Genomic DNA, 14977 nt, shown 5'->3' with positions numbered 1-14977 from the left:
TCGAAGGGATCGAACGGGCCGCTCTCCAGTCCTTCCAGCCAAGCTCTGCGCAGCCGGTCCGTTTCGGCCTGGCAGCGAGTCCGATTTGGCGGTTCCAGGCTAAGCGCCGTTGTCATTCCCGCTGTGAGCTCAAGGCGTGATGCGCGCCAGATGCTCGAGGTCGGCTTCCTCGCGCAGCGGATCCGGGGCCATCACCACCGAGGTGCCGTTGTCGGCATCGTCGGCAAAGTGGGCAAGCACGGTGCGGCCGGCCTCCATGCGCGCCTTGCCTTCGGCGACCAGCCCCAGCGCCAGCGGATAGAGCCGGTGTTCGGTCTTCAGCACGCGGGCTGCCAATGTATCGGCGGTGTCGCCGACCATCACCGGCACGGCTGCCTGTGCGATGATCGGGCCGTCATCCATCTCGGAGGTGACGAAGTGCACGGTGCAGCCATGGATGCGGATGCCGGCGGCCAGCGCGCGCGCATGGGTGTCGAGCCCCTTGAAGGCCGGCAGCAGGGCAGGGTGGATATTGATCATGCGGCCCTGCCATTTCTGGACGAAGCCGGGGCTAAGGATGCGCATATAGCCGGCCAGCGCCACGATCTCGGCGTTGAAGGCGGTAAGGGCCGCGTCGATGGCGGCGTCATGCGCCTGCTTGCTGCCGTGGTCGGCACGTGAGACGACCTGCGTGGCGATGCCGCGCGCCCTGGCGATGCCGAGCCCGGCGGCATCCGCCTTGTCGGAAATGACACCGACGATCTCGGCCGGGAACGACGGGTCGCTGGCCGCGGCAATCAGCGCGGTCATGTTGGAGCCGCGTCCCGAGATCAGGACAACGGTGCGTTTCCTCTGCGCGCTCATAGGCCGATCGAGCCCCGATAGATGACGCCTGCGTCGCGGCGCGGCACGATGCGGCCGATCGGCGTCACCGTCTCGCCGGCTTCCTGTAGCACGGCCGCGACCTGCGCCGCCTGGCCGGACGCGACGGCCAGGATCATGCCGATGCCGCAATTGAAGGTGCGCATCATTTCTTCCGGCGCCACGCCGCCGGTCTTGGCCAGCCACGAAAACACGGGAGGAACGTCGATCGCCTCGAGGTCGAGCTCGGCCGAAAAATCCTTGGGCAGCACGCGTGGAATGTTTTCCGGGAAGCCGCCGCCGGTGATGTGGGCGAGCGCCTTGATACCATGCGTGTTGCGGATCGCCTTGAGAATCGACTTGACGTAGATGCGGGTCGGCTCGAGCAGTGCTTCGGCCAGAGTGGCCTCGTCGTTGAACGGTGCCGGATCGCTCCACGACAGGCCGCTGACGGCGACGATGCGGCGCACCAGCGAATAGCCGTTCGAGTGCAGGCCGGAGGAAGCCAGGCCCAGCAGCACGTCGCCTTCGACAATGTCATCGGTGGGCAGCAATTGGCCGCGTTCGGCGGCGCCCACCGCAAAGCCGGCGAGGTCGTAGTCGTTGCCGTGATACATGCCGGGCATCTCGGCGGTCTCGCCGCCGATCAGCGCGCAGCCGGCCTGGCGGCAGCCCTCGGCAATGCCGCCGACGATCGCGGCACCCTGGTCGGGATCGAGCTTGCCGGTGGCGAAATAGTCGAGGAAGAACAGCGGTTCGGCACCTTGCACGACGATGTCGTTGACGCACATGGCGACGAGGTCGATGCCGATCGTGTCGTGCTTGCCGGCATCGATGGCGATCTTGAGCTTGGTGCCGACGCCGTCATTGGCCGCCACCAGCACCGGATCGGTAAACCCGGCCGCCTTGAGGTCGAACAGGCCGCCGAAACCGCCGATCTCGCCATCGGCGCCCGGCCGGCGCGTCGCGCGCACCAGCGGCTTGATCTTCTCGACCATGAGATTGCCGGCATCGATATCGACACCGGCCTCGGCATAGGTGAGCCCGTTCTTGCGCTTGTTCACGTCGCGCTTGCTCATTTCTGGTGCCCGTTCAGCAATTTTCCTTGTCGCGGGCTCTTCGCATGAACGGTTTCTGTCCGCAAGGATAACGGCCATCTCGGCCTACAAAACCGTGGACAGCGCGCACGTACAGGCGCTCGTGATTGGCGAAAGCCAAGCTGAAGGCCGCTCCCGTGCGGGGAGATCGGCAGCTCCTCCCTTGTTGCCACCCGCCATCTTCATCATCTATCTCCGACCAAGAGGAGGTGCCAGGCATTTGACCATCCCCAACCTGATCACCATCCTGCGCCTTGTCCTGGTGCCGGCGGTGGTGCTGGCGATGCTGCAGGCGCGCTGGGACTGGGCTTTTGCCGGGTTCCTCGTCGCCGGCATTTCGGACGGCGTCGATGGCTTCATCGCCCGCCGTTTCAATCAGCAGTCCACGCTCGGCGCCTATCTCGATCCGATCGCCGACAAGCTGCTGCTGGTTTCAGTGTTCGTGGTCATGGGCCTCATCGGGCAATTGCCGCTGTGGCTGGTCGTCACCATGGTGTCGCGCGACGCGTTGATCGTCTGCGCGGTCCTGCTGTCCGCCGTCATGGCCCATCCGGTCGAGATGAAACCGCTTTTCGTGTCGAAGGCCAACACCGCCATCCAGATCGTGCTGGCGGCGGTTGTGCTGGGTGAACTTGCCCTGTCGGTTCATCTCGACCCGCTGAGGCCGGTTCTCATATTGCTGTCCGGGGTCTTGACCGTGGCTTCGGCCGCAGCCTATCTCGTGACTTGGCTGAGGCACATGAGCTGACATGACGAAGGCTCCACTCCGGACATCCGAGACAGAAGCGGCGGCGATCGAGGCCGCGGCCGCCGACATCGCCGCGTCCGCGACCTTTCGCCGCCAGATCTTCTTCTGGCTGGCCGGCGCCGCGCTGCTGGCGCTTTTCCTCTATGTCTTCAGCGCCATCCTGCTGCCCTTCGTCGCCGGCATGGTGCTTGCCTATTTCCTCGATCCCGTTGCCGACCGGCTGCAGCGGCTCGGCCTGTCGCGTTTCATGGCGACGGTGGTCATCCTCATCACCTTCCTCATCGTGCTGGTCCTGGCCTTTGTCATCCTCATTCCGGTTCTGGCCACGCAGATGGCCGATTTCGCCGGCAAATTGCCGGAATATCTGACCCGGCTGCAAAGCCTGATCACCTCGTTCGATCCGAAATGGCTGGAGCAGAAGTTCGGCGTCAACGCCAATAGCTTGCGCGACGGGCTGAATTCGCTGCTGACCTCCGGCTTCGGTTTTGTCACCACCGTCTTCACCTCGCTGTGGAGTTCCGGCATGGCGCTGGTTTCTGTGGTCAGCCTGTTCGTGGTGACACCGGTGGTCGCCTTCTACATGCTGCTCGACTGGGACCGCATGGTGGCGGTCATCGACGGCTGGGTGCCACGCGACAACGTCCAGACCGTGCGCGCCATCGCACGGGACATCAACACCGCCACGGCAGGCTTCGTGCGTGGCCAGGGTACGCTGTGCCTGGTGCTGGGCGCCATGTATGCCACCGGGCTGACGCTGACCGGACTGAACTTCGGCATCCTCATCGGCCTGTTCGCCGGGTTGATTTCCTTCATCCCCTATGTCGGCTCGCTGACCGGGCTGGTGCTGGCCGTGGGCGTCGCCTTCGTCCAGTTCTGGCCGGACTGGACGATGATCGTCGCGGTCGCGGTCGTGTTCTTCATCGGCCAGTTCATCGAGGGCAACATCCTGCAGCCGCGGCTGGTCGGCAAGAGCGTCGGCCTGCACCCGGTATGGCTGATGTTTTCGCTGTTTGCCTTCGGCGCGCTGTTCGGCTTCGTCGGCTTGTTGATCGCGGTGCCGGCTTCGGCCGCCGTCGCCGTGCTGGTGCGGTTCGCAATAGCCCGCTATCTCGAATCGCCGCTCTACAAGGGCCGCGGCGCGGCACCTATGCCGCAGCTTCCGGCCGATCGCGGCGGCGGCCACCGCACGCAACCGCGTCGCTGAAGTGACTGCCCAGCCAACCGACCCGCCGCGCCAGTTGCCGCTCGACCTCGGCCATGGCACCGGCTATTCGCGTGACGAACTCGTCGTCTCCGGCACCAACAACCAGGCGGTTGCGCTGGTCGACCGCTGGCCGGACTGGCTATCGCCGGTGGTGGTGCTGGCCGGTCCCGCGGGTTCTGGCAAGACGCATCTGGCCTCGATCTGGCGTGCGCGTGCCAATGCGGTGGCGGTCGACGCTCGGCGCATCGGCGACAGCATCGCCAATCTCGGCGCGCGGCCGGCGCTGATCGACGATGTCGATACCGGGACGGTTGACGAACAAGGCCTGTTCCATCTGATCAATACGGTGCGTGGTGCCGGCTCGCAACTGCTTCTGACGGCGCGCCGCTTTCCCTCGGCCTGGGGTGTTGGCCTGCCTGATCTTGCCTCGCGGCTGAAGGCGGCTGCGACAGTCGAAATTCATGAGCCCGACGATCTCCTGCTGGCAGGCGTCATCACAAAACTCTTCGCCGACCGTCAGATCGAGGTCGAACCGCATGTCGTGCAATATCTGGTCCGCCGCATCGAGCGCTCGCTGGCGACAGCGATGCGCGTGGTGGAGCGGCTCGACCGGACCGCGCTCGAACGCAAGACGCCGATCACCAGGGCGCTGGCAGCCGAAACCGTCAGCGCCATGGATGAAGGGCAGGGCGAGTTCGAGATCTAGCCTGAGAGGCCGGTCTCAGAGCCACATTCTGGCGAAATGACGGACCGCGAGATAGACGGCAGAGTGAGCGGCGATATAGCCGGCGGCGACCAGCACAAACATCCCGATACTGACACGCCAGGAGCGGGAGACCACGGCGCCCGGGGCCTGCCTCGCCTGTCTGCGGCTTTCACGGTTGTTCCACATCGCCAGTGCGGCGCAGGCAATTGCCCACGTCACCATGACCGGAACCGTTATGCCGGCGTAGGCAAAGTAGGCCGGTCCGAAAAGCGACACCCAGGCATCGATTCCAAGCATCTGACCCCCCTGTTTGCCGAACCGCGGCGCCGGACACACGGCCGGAGCCGCAGCAAGTGAACCGTATGGCTGCGCCGGGCATTGGGCTGTGAGGGGATGGTCGGAGTGGAGAGATTCGAACTCCCGACCCTCTGGTCCCAAACCAGATGCGCTACCAGGCTGCGCTACACTCCGAACGGTCTGTTGCCTATTCATTTCGGTGGTGCATGGCAAGTGCAAAAACCTGCGAGAGCAAAAACCTTGCCGCCGTGCGCATTGCGCAGTAATGACGGGCGAAGGGTGGCGATGCTGCCTTGCACAAGAACGAGGTGACCATGTCCGCGCGCATTTTCAGCCCAGCCAAAACCGCGATGCAGTCCGGCAAGGCCAAGACCGGTTACTGGGTGCTGGAATTCGATCCCGAGTCGCGCAAGAAGATCGACCCGCTGATGGGCTATACGACGTCGGCAGACATGAGAAGCCAGATCAGGCTTAGCTTCGACACGCGCGAAGAGGCGGTCGCCTACGCCGAAAAGCAAGGGCTCGCTTTCCGCGTCGAAGAGCCGAAAGAGACCAAGCGCCGCCAGATTTCCTATGCGGAGAATTTCCGCTATGACCGCAGGACGCCCTGGACGCATTGAACGGCGCCCGGCGCCAGAATATCCAGCCGGCCCAACGGCCGGCCAGCGGTCCCGTAGCTCAGCTGGATAGAGCACCGGCCTTCTAAGCCGATGGTCACAGGTTCGAATCCTGTCGGGATCGCCAAAACCTTCGGGTCCGTTCCGGACACATAGGTTACGGTTTATACCGGAGACATGGGCTTTCAGAGAGCGGTATCAGGTCTCGTGCGCTCAGACCGATGCCGCCAGAAGCAGCGTTACCCCCAGGACCGTCGACGCATAGATCGTCGCTAGGAGCACGATCGGCCGAGGATACTCGGTGGGTGTTGCGAGGCTGGTTATGTTGGGAACCCGAAATGTTTCGGTGCCGGGCGACGGGACGTCGGCGGCGGTGGCAGCGTTGTCATTGCAAGCGCGCACAGAAAGGCGCTGGGTTATATCGGCGGCGATCAGAGGATCGTCCGCCACCAATTTCGACCAGTCCGAAACAATGCCGATTTCATGTTGTGACATCGCGCGCCTCCCTTTTGCGGCCTAACAGCGATATCTAAATTATGTTCCACTAATAGTTTCGCGAGGCGGACCGCTCCTTGTCACTGCGGTCTTCTGATCGATGAAAACCACGCCCGCTGCCTCCAAGCCTCGACGGATGGCAGCCAGCTTGGCGGGACTGGGAATCCTTCGCCCGCTCTCAAAACTGCCAATCGTTCCTTCGCTGAGGCCGCACTTCGCGGCGAGTCGCACCTGCGACCACTTCAGGATCGCTCGTGCAGCTCTGCACTGCTGGGGTGTAAGGGGTTGTATCCCTGAGACGGTGGCGCTTCGCTTGTTCACATCCTGACGGTCCTTCGCTTCGGCGGGACACGGCTTTGCACCACGCGCACCTTGTCCAGATCCACCGTGACCATTGGCCCGAGCGACACCGTGACCTTGTCGCCGTCGATCCGCGTAACGTCGCCGGATAATTCCATCTGCTGGCCCCTGGTCAGCCTGGTTGCCGGATCAATGACCGAATGCGGAAGACCGGGGATCGACACGCTGACGCGGTCCTTCGTGACGCGCTTCAGCACCGTCGCCATGACCGCCACCTCGTCGCCGACTTTATTGCCATGCTCTGATTCTGGGGCGGCATCCGCCGGCGTCAAGGATTAGCTGCGTCTGATATATAAAAGTCCGCGAGCGTGGCTCGGCGCCAGCGTATTATTTCGTTACTCGGCCTTTTCGGAACCTTCCCGCGCACGGCGCGTTCGGCCCGCTGTATTCGCGGACCCTCATATAAAAGTGGACAGGCGGGAGGCAAACAAGGGTGGGGAGGAGTGTTGCCATGTCGAAGCGAGAAATAGGGATATCTTCGGCCCTCGATCGGCGCATTGCCGATCTCAGGGCCAGGATGCAGGACGCCCGGATCACGGAATACGAAATGAAGACCTTTCAAAAAGTGGCTTCAGCCATGGGAGGCGACGGAGGCTCCCTGCGTCTCGATGCCGACGACCTGATCGCGGCATCCTTTGTCGTCGATGCGCTGGGTGAACCGACGCTCAACTGAGACGGGCGATCTGGCTTCGCGCGCCGTTTTGCCCTTGCCCGGCCGGCAATTGGCCCACGCCTTTACACTTTGAAACAGGATGGCTGCTTTCCAGCGGCCGTCCTGTGGCGTCTGCGCAAGCGTCTGTCGCAAGTCATAGGCAGGGGCTGGTTGGCCGGTGGATTTGATTCCGCCGCCGACATCGAATTGGAGGGAAAGTCTTATCAATTTGTTTGGGTTGGTGCGTCATAGTAGCGACGGCTAACGGAGTTGAACGCGATGAAGCTCGATCTGTCGCCGACGAGCTGGGGCAGGGTGATCGCTGTCACGGCAGTCGGTACGGCATTCTTCATTGCCGTGGCGTTCTTCGTCGATTCCTTCAATTTTCCCTATCTTTCGCCCGAGGCCGTGTGGCGGGCGCAAATGACCGACCTGATGCTGCCTTTGGTGCTGGGCGGCTCGTTTCTGTTTTTCCTGATGTGGAAGATTCGCCAGCTGGCCATCGCGCAGCGCGATCTCAGCGTCATCGCCGCGACCGACAGCCTGACGGCGGTGCTGAACCGTGGCGCCTTCTCGATGCTGGTCGAAGCCTATCTCGAGCAGACCCGCAAGCAGGAGCAGACCCGTTCGGGGGCGCTGCTGATCATCGACGCCGACCACTTCAAGTCGATCAATGACCGCCTGGGCCATGATTGCGGCGATCAGGCGCTCAAACTGATAGCGCAGGCGATCAAGGGGCAACTGCGTGGCAGCGATATCGTCGGCCGCATCGGCGGCGAAGAATTCGGCGTGTTTCTGCCCGGCGTGGATCCCTCGCAATCCTGGGTGGTTGCCGAAAGCATCCGCCGGCGTATCAGGGAGATGGAATTCTCACCCGGCGGCAGGCCTTGTCCGCTTTCCGTCAGCATCGGCGGCACAAGCTTTACCGGCCCGATCACCTATGAGGAAATTTTCTCCGCTGCCGACAGAAGGCTTTACACGGCCAAGTCGAACGGACGCGATCAAGTCAGCTTCGATCCGGCCGGAACGTCTCCGGCGCCTGCGCCCGGCGTCGCCACCGTGCATTGACGGGTGACTCGGAACAGCACGCTGACTCGTGCAGGCGCGTCGCGCAGCAGTGCTTTGGCTGCCGTCATCACGCTAAAGAGATAGTTTTCTCACGCCTGAAGCGGCAGATATCGAAAATCTGTCGACTTATGCGCCTTGCTTCGACCAGGAGCTTTTCGGCGGGACTCCGCTTTGGAGCGGAATTTGCTCTGGCTCTCACGAGCCGCTCCTCATTAAGAAGGCTGGTCAACCCGAAGGCCTTCTCGCGGATAAGGTCATTTTGCACACACAGTGCCGGCAACAGTTGGTAGATCGCTTTGCTTGACGATGTCGGAAGCGCCGGATCGAAGATAACGTGATCGGCGGGCGCATCGAGACTTCGGGCGATCAGATCGCGCGCTGCTTGCTTCGAAATGATGTACCCGGCCGCTCCGACGTGGAACCCATATAGCCTAACCACCGAAAACACCCGACTGACGCAGGTGCGCTTCATCGCGATGACGGTTTTCCTTAGGTAGGTTTCCAGCTTGACGATATCGGCGTTGGCCGGAATCCATCCATCATCAGAAAGCATTGGGCCAGCCGCTTCGGACAACAGGACGTCATCCTCGAAAATCGCACCAAAGGCATCTTCACCATCCGCGATGATGGTCCAGCAAACCTTGTGGCTCATAAGACAAGCCGCTTCCGTGGGGGTCAAACTTGGTGAAGTCGCAGCAAATTCCGGTCGACGCAACGCGTCCACGGCAGGAACCCGGTCGAACGAAACACCAACCTTCGCGAATTCAGCCGTGACATGGGCAAGTCGATCAGGAGACCGATCGAGGTTAATAACCATACATTTCATTGATGCCCCCCACAGGCTATCTGTCAATAATACTGTCTTGGATCTTGAAATAACTTGCTTAACCAAATAGCGAGACTCCGCAAGGGGTAGGCGACGCAGCTTGGGCTGCCAGTGATATTTTTGAGCAATAGATGGACGACTTAGCACTCACCGAGTGCCTCGTATTGACGTAACCTGCTTAATGGGCGACCGATATCTCGGACAGCTAAATATCAGCTGAAGGTGGATATCTCTGTTCACAGCCATTTTGTAACAGTTGCGTTAGCTCTGCTCGGCGACAAGTAACGCCTCCGAGCGCCATGTGGGCAGCACGGCAACGGCAGATTTTCACTATCGGCAAACAGCCGGCCAGGCTAACAAAGCGCAGCGACCATGATCCATTTGTTCAACGGCTTTCAGGACCCCTTCGGTGGCAGTGACCTTGAAGCTCTGGAACTGTACCGGCTGTTGAGTGTCGATTCCGAGGTGCATCTGTGGGCAACCTCCTCCAGCGTGTCCGGCGAGTTGATGCGGAATTTCCCGATTCGCCGCGTCTCGCTGTCGAAGTGGGATGTACCGAATGGCGGTACCTACGTCTTTCTCGGCTCTCATTGGCGCAACAAGATATGGCCTTACCTGATCCCGCGGCCGCGCCGGCTGATCTATGTCTTCAATACCTTTCACCCGAAAATCATCTCGCTGACGAGACGCATGCCCCGCATGCTGAACTGGCCCGACGCCGAACTGGTGCTGATTTCCGATTTTCAGAGACGGATGCTCCAAGTCGATGGCACCGTGCATCCGTCTCCGATCGATATCGAACGTTTTTCACCACAGCATCTGGGTTCGGATCGTCCCTTCACCGTCGGACGCTTGAGCCGCGATGGGCCGGGCAAACATCATCCCGATGACATACCCCTCTACAAGACATTGCTGGCCGAAGGTACAGCCTTGCGGATTCAGGGAGGGATAGGGCTCAAGGACAGCCTCATGCCGCATCCGCAACTCGAACTGTTCCCACCCGGCCAATTTTCCGCCGAAGAGTTTCTGCAGACGCTCGACGTGTTTTATTATCGCACCGGTTGGCATATGGAAACCTTCGGTCGCGTGGTGTTCGAGGCGATGGCCTGCGGGTTGCCCGTGGTCTGCCATTCATATGGCGGTTATTCCGACCATATCAGGCATGGCGAAAACGGTTTCTTGTTCGAAACGACCCAGCAGGCGGCGCGCATCCTGGCCGATCTCAAAGCCGACCCGGCGCTGCGGGCGGCAGTGGGCCTCAAGGCACGGCAGACCGTCGAGCAGATCTATTCTTCCCAAGCTGTGCGACAGAGGCTGGATTTCTACCTGCGCTAGCTGCACGTCATCCCTTGGGCCATGGGACATCCTTGGCGCAACAACATGCCCGCTGTCATCGATCTCGACATCGCGCTAAAGCAGGCACGCAAAGCGGACGAATGGGGCCGACAGCCAGCGGCGTGCCACAGACTGGGCAGGACTTCTTATCGATGACATTGATGGGCGCGGCGGCACTGCTGATCCTGATCCTGACTTACGCCGGTGTCGCCATTGGCCGCATCCCCGGCCTGCGCCTCGACCGGGCAGGGATCGCGCTTCTCGGCGGGGCCGCGATGATCGCCATCGGCGCGCTCAGCATGGAGGATGCGTACCGGGCGATCAATTTCGACACCATCACGCTTCTGCTCGGCATGATGATCGTGGTGGCGCATCTAAAAGTGTCGGGCGCCTTTCGTGGCCTTGGCGCCGTCGCCATCGAGCACGCGCATGCGCCCTTCATGCTCTTGGTGATGGTGACGCTGCTGACCGGCGTGTTGTCCGCCTTCCTGGTCAACGACGCCATCTGCCTCGTCATGGCGCCGATCGTCGTCCACGTCACCCGCGTGATCAAGCGCAACCCGATCCCCTATCTGATCGCCACCGCCACCGCATCGAATTGCGGCAGCGTCGCAACCATCACCGGCAATCCGCAAAACATGGTCATCGGTGCACTGTCGGGCATTTCCTATCCGGCGTTTTCGGCAGCGCTGGCTCCGGTCGCCCTGTTCGGCCTCGTCGCGGTCGTTGTCATCATCCGCATTGTCTTCCGGGCCGAATTCGCCCGCACCGTCCAATTGACGCCCGAGGTCTCGCGGGGCCGCATGCACAAGGGGCAGGTGCTGAAGGCGGTGGTGGTCTGCATCGGACTGGCAATTGCCTTCTTCGCTGGCGTGCCTGTCGCCAAGGCCGCACTCATCGGCGGCGCCATCCTCTTGCTCACCCGGGCCATCAAGCCGGAGCGCATCTACCGCGAGATCGACGGTCCGCTGCTGTTCATGTTCGCCGGTCTGTTCGTGGTCGTCGCCGGCGCCGAAAAGACGCTTCTTTCGCCAGACATGATCGCTTCGGCCAGGAATCTCGGGCTGGACGACGTCTGGCGGCTGTCCGGCTTCACTGCGGTGCTTTCCAACATCATGAGCAATGTTCCGGCCGTGCTGGCGCTGCGGCCCTTCATACCCGGCCTCGAAAGCCCCGAGCGCGCCTGGCTGGTCGTCGCCATGAGCTCGACGCTGGCCGGCAATTTCACGCTGCTGGGTTCGGTCGCCAACCTGATCGTCGCCGAACAGGCACGCGCCGCCGGCACGACGCTGTCTTTCGGCGCTTTTTTCAAGGTCGGCTTGCCGTTGACGCTGATAACCTTGGCCGCCGGCACGGCATGGCTCGCGTTTGGGTTCTAATGCATGTCGCCCCAAAGCGGCCCCGGTTTTGGGGCCACGACATGCATAAAACCTAAGGCTTAAAGCGCGTCGCGCTTTAGACCTGGCTGCCTGAAAGTCGCGCCCGCACCAGCGTCGCCGCGGCGCGTCCGGCGGCCTCGATGTAATCGGGGTTGCGGTGGATCAGCATGATCGAAAAGCAGCCGTCGATCAAAAGCACGATCTCGCGTGCCAGGGTTTGCGGCTCCGCGACGCTATGGTCCGACAGGGCGCCGGCCAGCCATGTTTCGAAATTCAGCTTGTGCCGCGCGCCCACCTTGACCGCCGGATGTCCCGGCATCGAGGCGAGTTCGGCGGCCGTGCGCAGGAAGCCGCATCCTTTCCATTTCGGGTGGCGAGCGGACCTCGCCAGATTGGTGAAGATCGCCTCGACCTTGCGATCCGCGCCGCCTTCGGCAGCCTCGAACCAGCCGGCCATCCGCTTCAGATTGGGTTGGTCGCGGCCGTCGAGATAGGCCGCGATGAGGTCGTCCTTGCTCTTGAAATGGTAGTAGAGCGTGCGCTTGGTGAGACCCGCTTCCTCGGCAACGGCATCGACGCTGACACGACCGATTCCTTCTGCATAGAAGAGCCTGGTCGCGGCATCGACAATGCGTTTGCGGGTAGGGCTCTGCGTGTCGGGCATAAGCCTATGTATACCGACTAGTGAATATACACAAGCGACAAAGGGCATAGTCTTCCTTCCATCAGCATGATGGAGAAGGAAGAGCCAAATGACAGATCTTGTCCTTAGCGAAACCCGGGATGGGATTGCCATCCTCACCCTCAACCGGCCGGAGAAACTCAACGCGCTGAACTATGCCCTGATCGATCGGCTGCTTGCGGTCCTTGACGACATGGAAGTCGATGACAGCGTTCGTGCGGTCATTCTGACCGGAGCAGGGGAGCGGGCGTTTTCGGCGGGGGGCGACATTCACGAGTTCTCGGCCAGCGTGGCGCTTGGCGTCGGTGTCGCGATGCGGGATTTCGTCATGCGCGGGCAGCGGCTGACGGCGAGGCTGGAATCCTACCGCAAGCCCGTCATCGCCGCCGTCAACGGCATCGCCTTTGGTGGCGGCTGCGAAATCACCGAGGCCGTACCGCTGGCTATCGCCAGTGACCGCGCTTTGTTCGCCAAGCCGGAAATCAACCTCGCAATGCCGCCGACCTTTGGTGGAACCCAGCGCTTGCCGAGGCTCGCGGGGCGCAAGCGGGCGCTCGAACTGCTGTTGACCGGCGACTGGTTTGCGCCGCCGCGGGCGCTTGAACTGGGTCTCGTCAACGAGGTTGTGCCGCATGCCGAGTTGATGCCGGCGGCATTTGATCTGGCCAGGCGTATCCTGCGGCACTCCGATCTGGCGATTGCCGGCATCCTCAGGGCAGTGGCGCGCGGCCTCAACCAGAGCATCGCCGAAGGTTTGCTGGTCGAGGCCGAGCAGTTTGCCCGTATGGCCCCGACCGCTGATCTGCGCGAAGGGCTGAATGCCTGGATTGCACGCCGCGAGCCGGACTATGACGGCTCGTGGACACATATCGCGCGTCCCGACGAGGCCAGGCGAGCCTGAAGCGGGTCGCTTGAATTCCTCAGGCGACCCGCTTCAGGTCTTTGTTTTTATGCGTGTCGTTCTCCCAAAACCGAGGTTACTTTTGGGCGACATGCACTCGTCGGAGCTGGATCAGGGCGCCACCACCAAACGGCCCTTCATGTTGGGGTGAAAGCGGCAGAAGTAGTCGACCGGTCCCGCCGTCTTCAAAGTCAGGCTTGCGGATTTCTTCGGCGGGATCATCACTTCCCAGCCGCCTTTCACGGTGGCCGTGTGGGCGAACACATCCTTGTTCACCCACTCGATCGTGTCGCCGACCTTTGCCTCGACAGTGGCCGGAGAGAACACCAGCCTGTCGATGGTGACCTGGATGGTTTCGGCTTGCGCCGGCACGATCCCGACGGCCAGCGTCAACGCAATCCACAGATGGCGGTTCTGCATGCTCCCGGTCCTTACTTGAGCATGCCGGCGACGTGTTCGGCGTGCTGCTCATGGCCCTGGAATATCTTCAGGCCGGTTTCCAGCAGGCTTTTCAGCTCGGCATTCTGCGCCGACGGGATCAAAACGGTTTCGAGCGCGCCGTTGACCTGCTTGTGATAGGCGACCTCATTGTCGACATAGGCCTTGTCGAAGGCAGCGCCGTGGAGTTTGGCGAGCTTGGCCCGCTCCTCCGTCGCAGCTTTGGTCAGCGCCTTGCTGGTGGGGTTGTCTTCCGGGGTGACCTTGAGCTTCTTGACCAGGTCGAGCGCCTGAACATTTACAGCCTCGTGATCGCGGACCATATCCTTGGCGAAATCGACAACCTCCTTGTTCTTCGATTTGTCGATGGCCAGCTTGGCCGCTTCGACGTCGATGACCCCGGCCGTGTAGGCGATATGGGCGATCTGCGGATCGGTCGGCTTCTCGGCGGCTTGTGCGAACGGCGCGGTGCCGAGCAGCAGCAGGGCGGCGAGCGCAGCAGTGTGTCGGATAGACATGGCATCTCCTTCGCCGGGACGCTGAAATCGTCCCGGACAGTGTTTTTCGGTTGACGGTCATTGGATGCTGGTCAGCGGCAAACGTTCCCGCTGAAATGAACTGAAATCCGCTGAGGCTCAGCTTTCCAGCCCGAGCCGTCGCATCACGGCGCTGGTCAGTCGTTCGCAACGCCGGCCGGCGAAGGGGAAGGCGTCGAGCAGCACCGGCCCGATCTGGTCGTCCAGCGCCTTGCGGACAAGGGCGCGGGCGCGGTGCAGCCTTGTCTTGACGGTTTGCGGCCGCACGCCGAGGAGGTCGGCGGTCTCTTCGATGCTCAGCCCCTCGATCACCCGCGCCACGAACACCGTCCGGTAGACGTCGGGAAGGCTGTCGGTGGCCTGTTCGACCAGTTGGAGGATCTGCCGTTGCGCCATTGTCCGTTCCGGATCGTCGCTGGGATTGAGGGGAAACCGGATGATCTCGGCTTGCGGATTTTCCGGCAGCGCCACCGTTTTGCGCCTTTTGCGCAGCCGGCCGAGCGCCTCGTTGATGACGATGCGCGATAGCCATGTGGCGAGCGAGGAGTCGCCGCGAAACGCATCCAGATGGGCGAAAGCCTTGACGTAGGCCTCCTGCACGATGTCCTCGGCCTCGCTGTCATTGCGCACGACGCCGCGCGCGATCCGGTAAAGCCGCTGATTGTGTGTCTTGATGATGGTGCGGAAGGCGTCGCCGTCGCGCGCCAGCGCGCGGTGCACAAGCTGCATCTCGCCTGGCACAGCGGAAGGCACGGCCGTCACAGCAGGCATGGCAAGTTTCCTCAACCCAATCTCC

Annotated in this window: 20 protein-coding genes and 2 tRNA genes; 10 read left to right on the top strand and 12 right to left on the bottom strand. The window is 62.1% G+C overall.

The window, feature by feature from the left end; translation table 11 throughout:
- Positions 1-129: 129 nt before the first annotated feature.
- Together purN and purM are read right to left on the bottom strand one after the other, a co-directional pair.
- Positions 130-843, bottom strand: coding sequence for a phosphoribosylglycinamide formyltransferase (purN, locus tag LB559_RS03800; RefSeq protein ID WP_024505064.1), 714 nt, complete (start codon positions 841-843; stop codon positions 130-132).
- The gene (gene purM, locus LB559_RS03795; protein ID WP_013532445.1) at positions 840-1919 is read right to left on the bottom strand and encodes a phosphoribosylformylglycinamidine cyclo-ligase; all 1080 of its coding nucleotides are present in this window, start codon (positions 1917-1919) and stop codon (positions 840-842) included. The genes purN and purM overlap by 4 nt, the downstream gene beginning before the upstream one ends.
- Positions 1920-2157: 238 nt before the next feature.
- On the opposite strand from purM, the gene LB559_RS03790 reads away from it, so the two are divergent.
- The 3 genes from LB559_RS03790 to hdaA are packed head-to-tail and all read left to right on the top strand — an operon-like array spanning position 2158 to position 4595.
- Positions 2158-2685: a CDP-alcohol phosphatidyltransferase family protein gene (locus LB559_RS03790; protein WP_013532444.1), complete on the top strand. Its 528-nt coding sequence runs from the start codon at positions 2158-2160 to the stop codon at positions 2683-2685.
- 1 nt (position 2686) lies between these two features.
- Positions 2687-3889, top strand: coding sequence for an AI-2E family transporter (locus LB559_RS03785; protein ID WP_224673056.1), 1203 nt, complete (start codon positions 2687-2689; stop codon positions 3887-3889).
- 1 nt (position 3890) lies between these two features.
- Positions 3891-4595 carry a DnaA regulatory inactivator HdaA gene (gene hdaA / locus LB559_RS03780; RefSeq protein WP_224673055.1) on the top strand — a complete coding sequence of 235 codons (705 nt, stop codon included), beginning with the start codon at positions 3891-3893 and terminating at the stop codon, positions 4593-4595.
- Positions 4596-4610: 15 nt separating this feature from the next.
- Here hdaA and LB559_RS03775 read toward each other — a convergent pair whose 3' ends face one another.
- A complete protein-coding gene (locus tag LB559_RS03775; protein ID WP_013532441.1) occupies positions 4611-4892 on the bottom strand; it encodes a hypothetical protein in 282 nt (93 codons plus the stop codon).
- Positions 4893-4989: 97 nt separating this feature from the next.
- Positions 4990-5066 (bottom strand) — tRNA-Pro (locus LB559_RS03770).
- A gap of 140 nt (positions 5067-5206) precedes the next feature.
- Between LB559_RS03770 and LB559_RS03765 the strand changes: the two genes are divergently transcribed.
- Entirely contained in the window at positions 5207-5512 is a 306-nt protein-coding gene (locus LB559_RS03765) for an ETC complex I subunit (protein ID WP_013532440.1), read from the top strand.
- Between the two features lie 47 nt (positions 5513-5559).
- Positions 5560-5636, top strand: a tRNA-Arg gene (locus LB559_RS03760).
- Positions 5637-5722: 86 nt separating this feature from the next.
- Here LB559_RS03760 and LB559_RS03755 read toward each other — a convergent pair.
- The 3 genes from LB559_RS03755 to LB559_RS03745 are packed head-to-tail and all read right to left on the bottom strand — an operon-like array spanning position 5723 to position 6636.
- Positions 5723-6004 (bottom strand): hypothetical protein, encoded by a 282-nt coding sequence (locus LB559_RS03755; RefSeq protein WP_224673054.1) that lies wholly within the window; start codon positions 6002-6004, stop codon positions 5723-5725.
- A 39-nt stretch (positions 6005-6043) separates the two neighbouring features.
- Positions 6044-6325 carry a multiprotein-bridging factor 1 family protein gene (locus LB559_RS03750; RefSeq protein ID WP_224673053.1) on the bottom strand — a complete coding sequence of 94 codons (282 nt, stop codon included), beginning with the start codon at positions 6323-6325 and terminating at the stop codon, positions 6044-6046.
- Positions 6322-6636: a hypothetical protein gene (locus tag LB559_RS03745; RefSeq protein WP_318014149.1), complete on the bottom strand. Its 315-nt coding sequence runs from the start codon at positions 6634-6636 to the stop codon at positions 6322-6324. Before LB559_RS03745 ends, LB559_RS03750 begins: the two co-directional genes overlap by 4 nt.
- A gap of 179 nt (positions 6637-6815) precedes the next feature.
- On the opposite strand from LB559_RS03745, the gene LB559_RS03740 reads away from it, so the two are divergent.
- The gene (locus LB559_RS03740) at positions 6816-7037 is read left to right on the top strand and encodes a hypothetical protein (RefSeq protein ID WP_013532436.1); all 222 of its coding nucleotides are present in this window, start codon (positions 6816-6818) and stop codon (positions 7035-7037) included.
- A 258-nt stretch (positions 7038-7295) separates the two neighbouring features.
- The gene (locus LB559_RS03735; protein WP_013532435.1) at positions 7296-8084 is read left to right on the top strand and encodes a GGDEF domain-containing protein; all 789 of its coding nucleotides are present in this window, start codon (positions 7296-7298) and stop codon (positions 8082-8084) included.
- A gap of 67 nt (positions 8085-8151) precedes the next feature.
- On the opposite strand, the gene LB559_RS03730 is transcribed toward LB559_RS03735, so the two are convergent.
- On the bottom strand, positions 8152-8910 hold the full coding sequence (locus tag LB559_RS03730) for a glycosyltransferase family 25 protein (RefSeq protein WP_127384694.1): 759 nt from the start codon (positions 8908-8910) through the stop codon (positions 8152-8154).
- Between the two features lie 372 nt (positions 8911-9282).
- Between LB559_RS03730 and LB559_RS03725 the strand changes: the two genes are divergently transcribed.
- Both LB559_RS03725 and LB559_RS03720 read left to right on the top strand, forming a co-directional pair.
- The gene (locus LB559_RS03725) at positions 9283-10245 is read left to right on the top strand and encodes a glycosyltransferase family 4 protein (RefSeq protein ID WP_224673052.1); all 963 of its coding nucleotides are present in this window, start codon (positions 9283-9285) and stop codon (positions 10243-10245) included.
- Positions 10246-10397: 152 nt separating this feature from the next.
- Positions 10398-11624 (top strand): anion transporter, encoded by a 1227-nt coding sequence (locus LB559_RS03720; protein WP_027163335.1) that lies wholly within the window; start codon positions 10398-10400, stop codon positions 11622-11624.
- Positions 11625-11700: 76 nt separating this feature from the next.
- On the opposite strand, the gene LB559_RS03715 is transcribed toward LB559_RS03720, so the two are convergent.
- Positions 11701-12288, bottom strand: coding sequence for a TetR/AcrR family transcriptional regulator (locus LB559_RS03715; RefSeq protein WP_224673051.1), 588 nt, complete (start codon positions 12286-12288; stop codon positions 11701-11703).
- 88 nt (positions 12289-12376) lie between these two features.
- Between LB559_RS03715 and LB559_RS03710 the strand changes: the two genes are divergently transcribed.
- Complete coding sequence (locus LB559_RS03710) at positions 12377-13207, top strand: crotonase/enoyl-CoA hydratase family protein (protein ID WP_224673050.1); 831 nt, start codon at positions 12377-12379, stop codon at positions 13205-13207.
- Between the two features lie 111 nt (positions 13208-13318).
- Here LB559_RS03710 and LB559_RS03705 read toward each other — a convergent pair whose 3' ends face one another.
- From LB559_RS03705 to LB559_RS03695, 3 genes are all read right to left on the bottom strand, one after another.
- Positions 13319-13627 carry a cupredoxin family copper-binding protein gene (locus tag LB559_RS03705; RefSeq protein ID WP_027163334.1) on the bottom strand — a complete coding sequence of 103 codons (309 nt, stop codon included), beginning with the start codon at positions 13625-13627 and terminating at the stop codon, positions 13319-13321.
- Between the two features lie 11 nt (positions 13628-13638).
- Complete coding sequence (locus LB559_RS03700) at positions 13639-14163, bottom strand: DUF4142 domain-containing protein (RefSeq protein ID WP_224673049.1); 525 nt, start codon at positions 14161-14163, stop codon at positions 13639-13641.
- Between the two features lie 117 nt (positions 14164-14280).
- Positions 14281-14952, bottom strand: a complete 672-nt coding sequence (locus LB559_RS03695) for an RNA polymerase sigma factor (RefSeq protein ID WP_024505013.1) — start codon at positions 14950-14952, stop codon at positions 14281-14283.
- Positions 14953-14977: the final 25 nt, after the last annotated feature.

This window comes from Mesorhizobium sp. BR1-1-3 (assembly GCF_020165455.1).
In the GTDB taxonomy this organism is placed as follows: Bacteria; Pseudomonadota; Alphaproteobacteria; order Rhizobiales; family Rhizobiaceae; genus Mesorhizobium; species Mesorhizobium ciceri.
The sequence above is the reverse complement of the archived record's forward strand: the minus strand, read 5'-3'. Positions and strand labels throughout refer to the sequence as shown.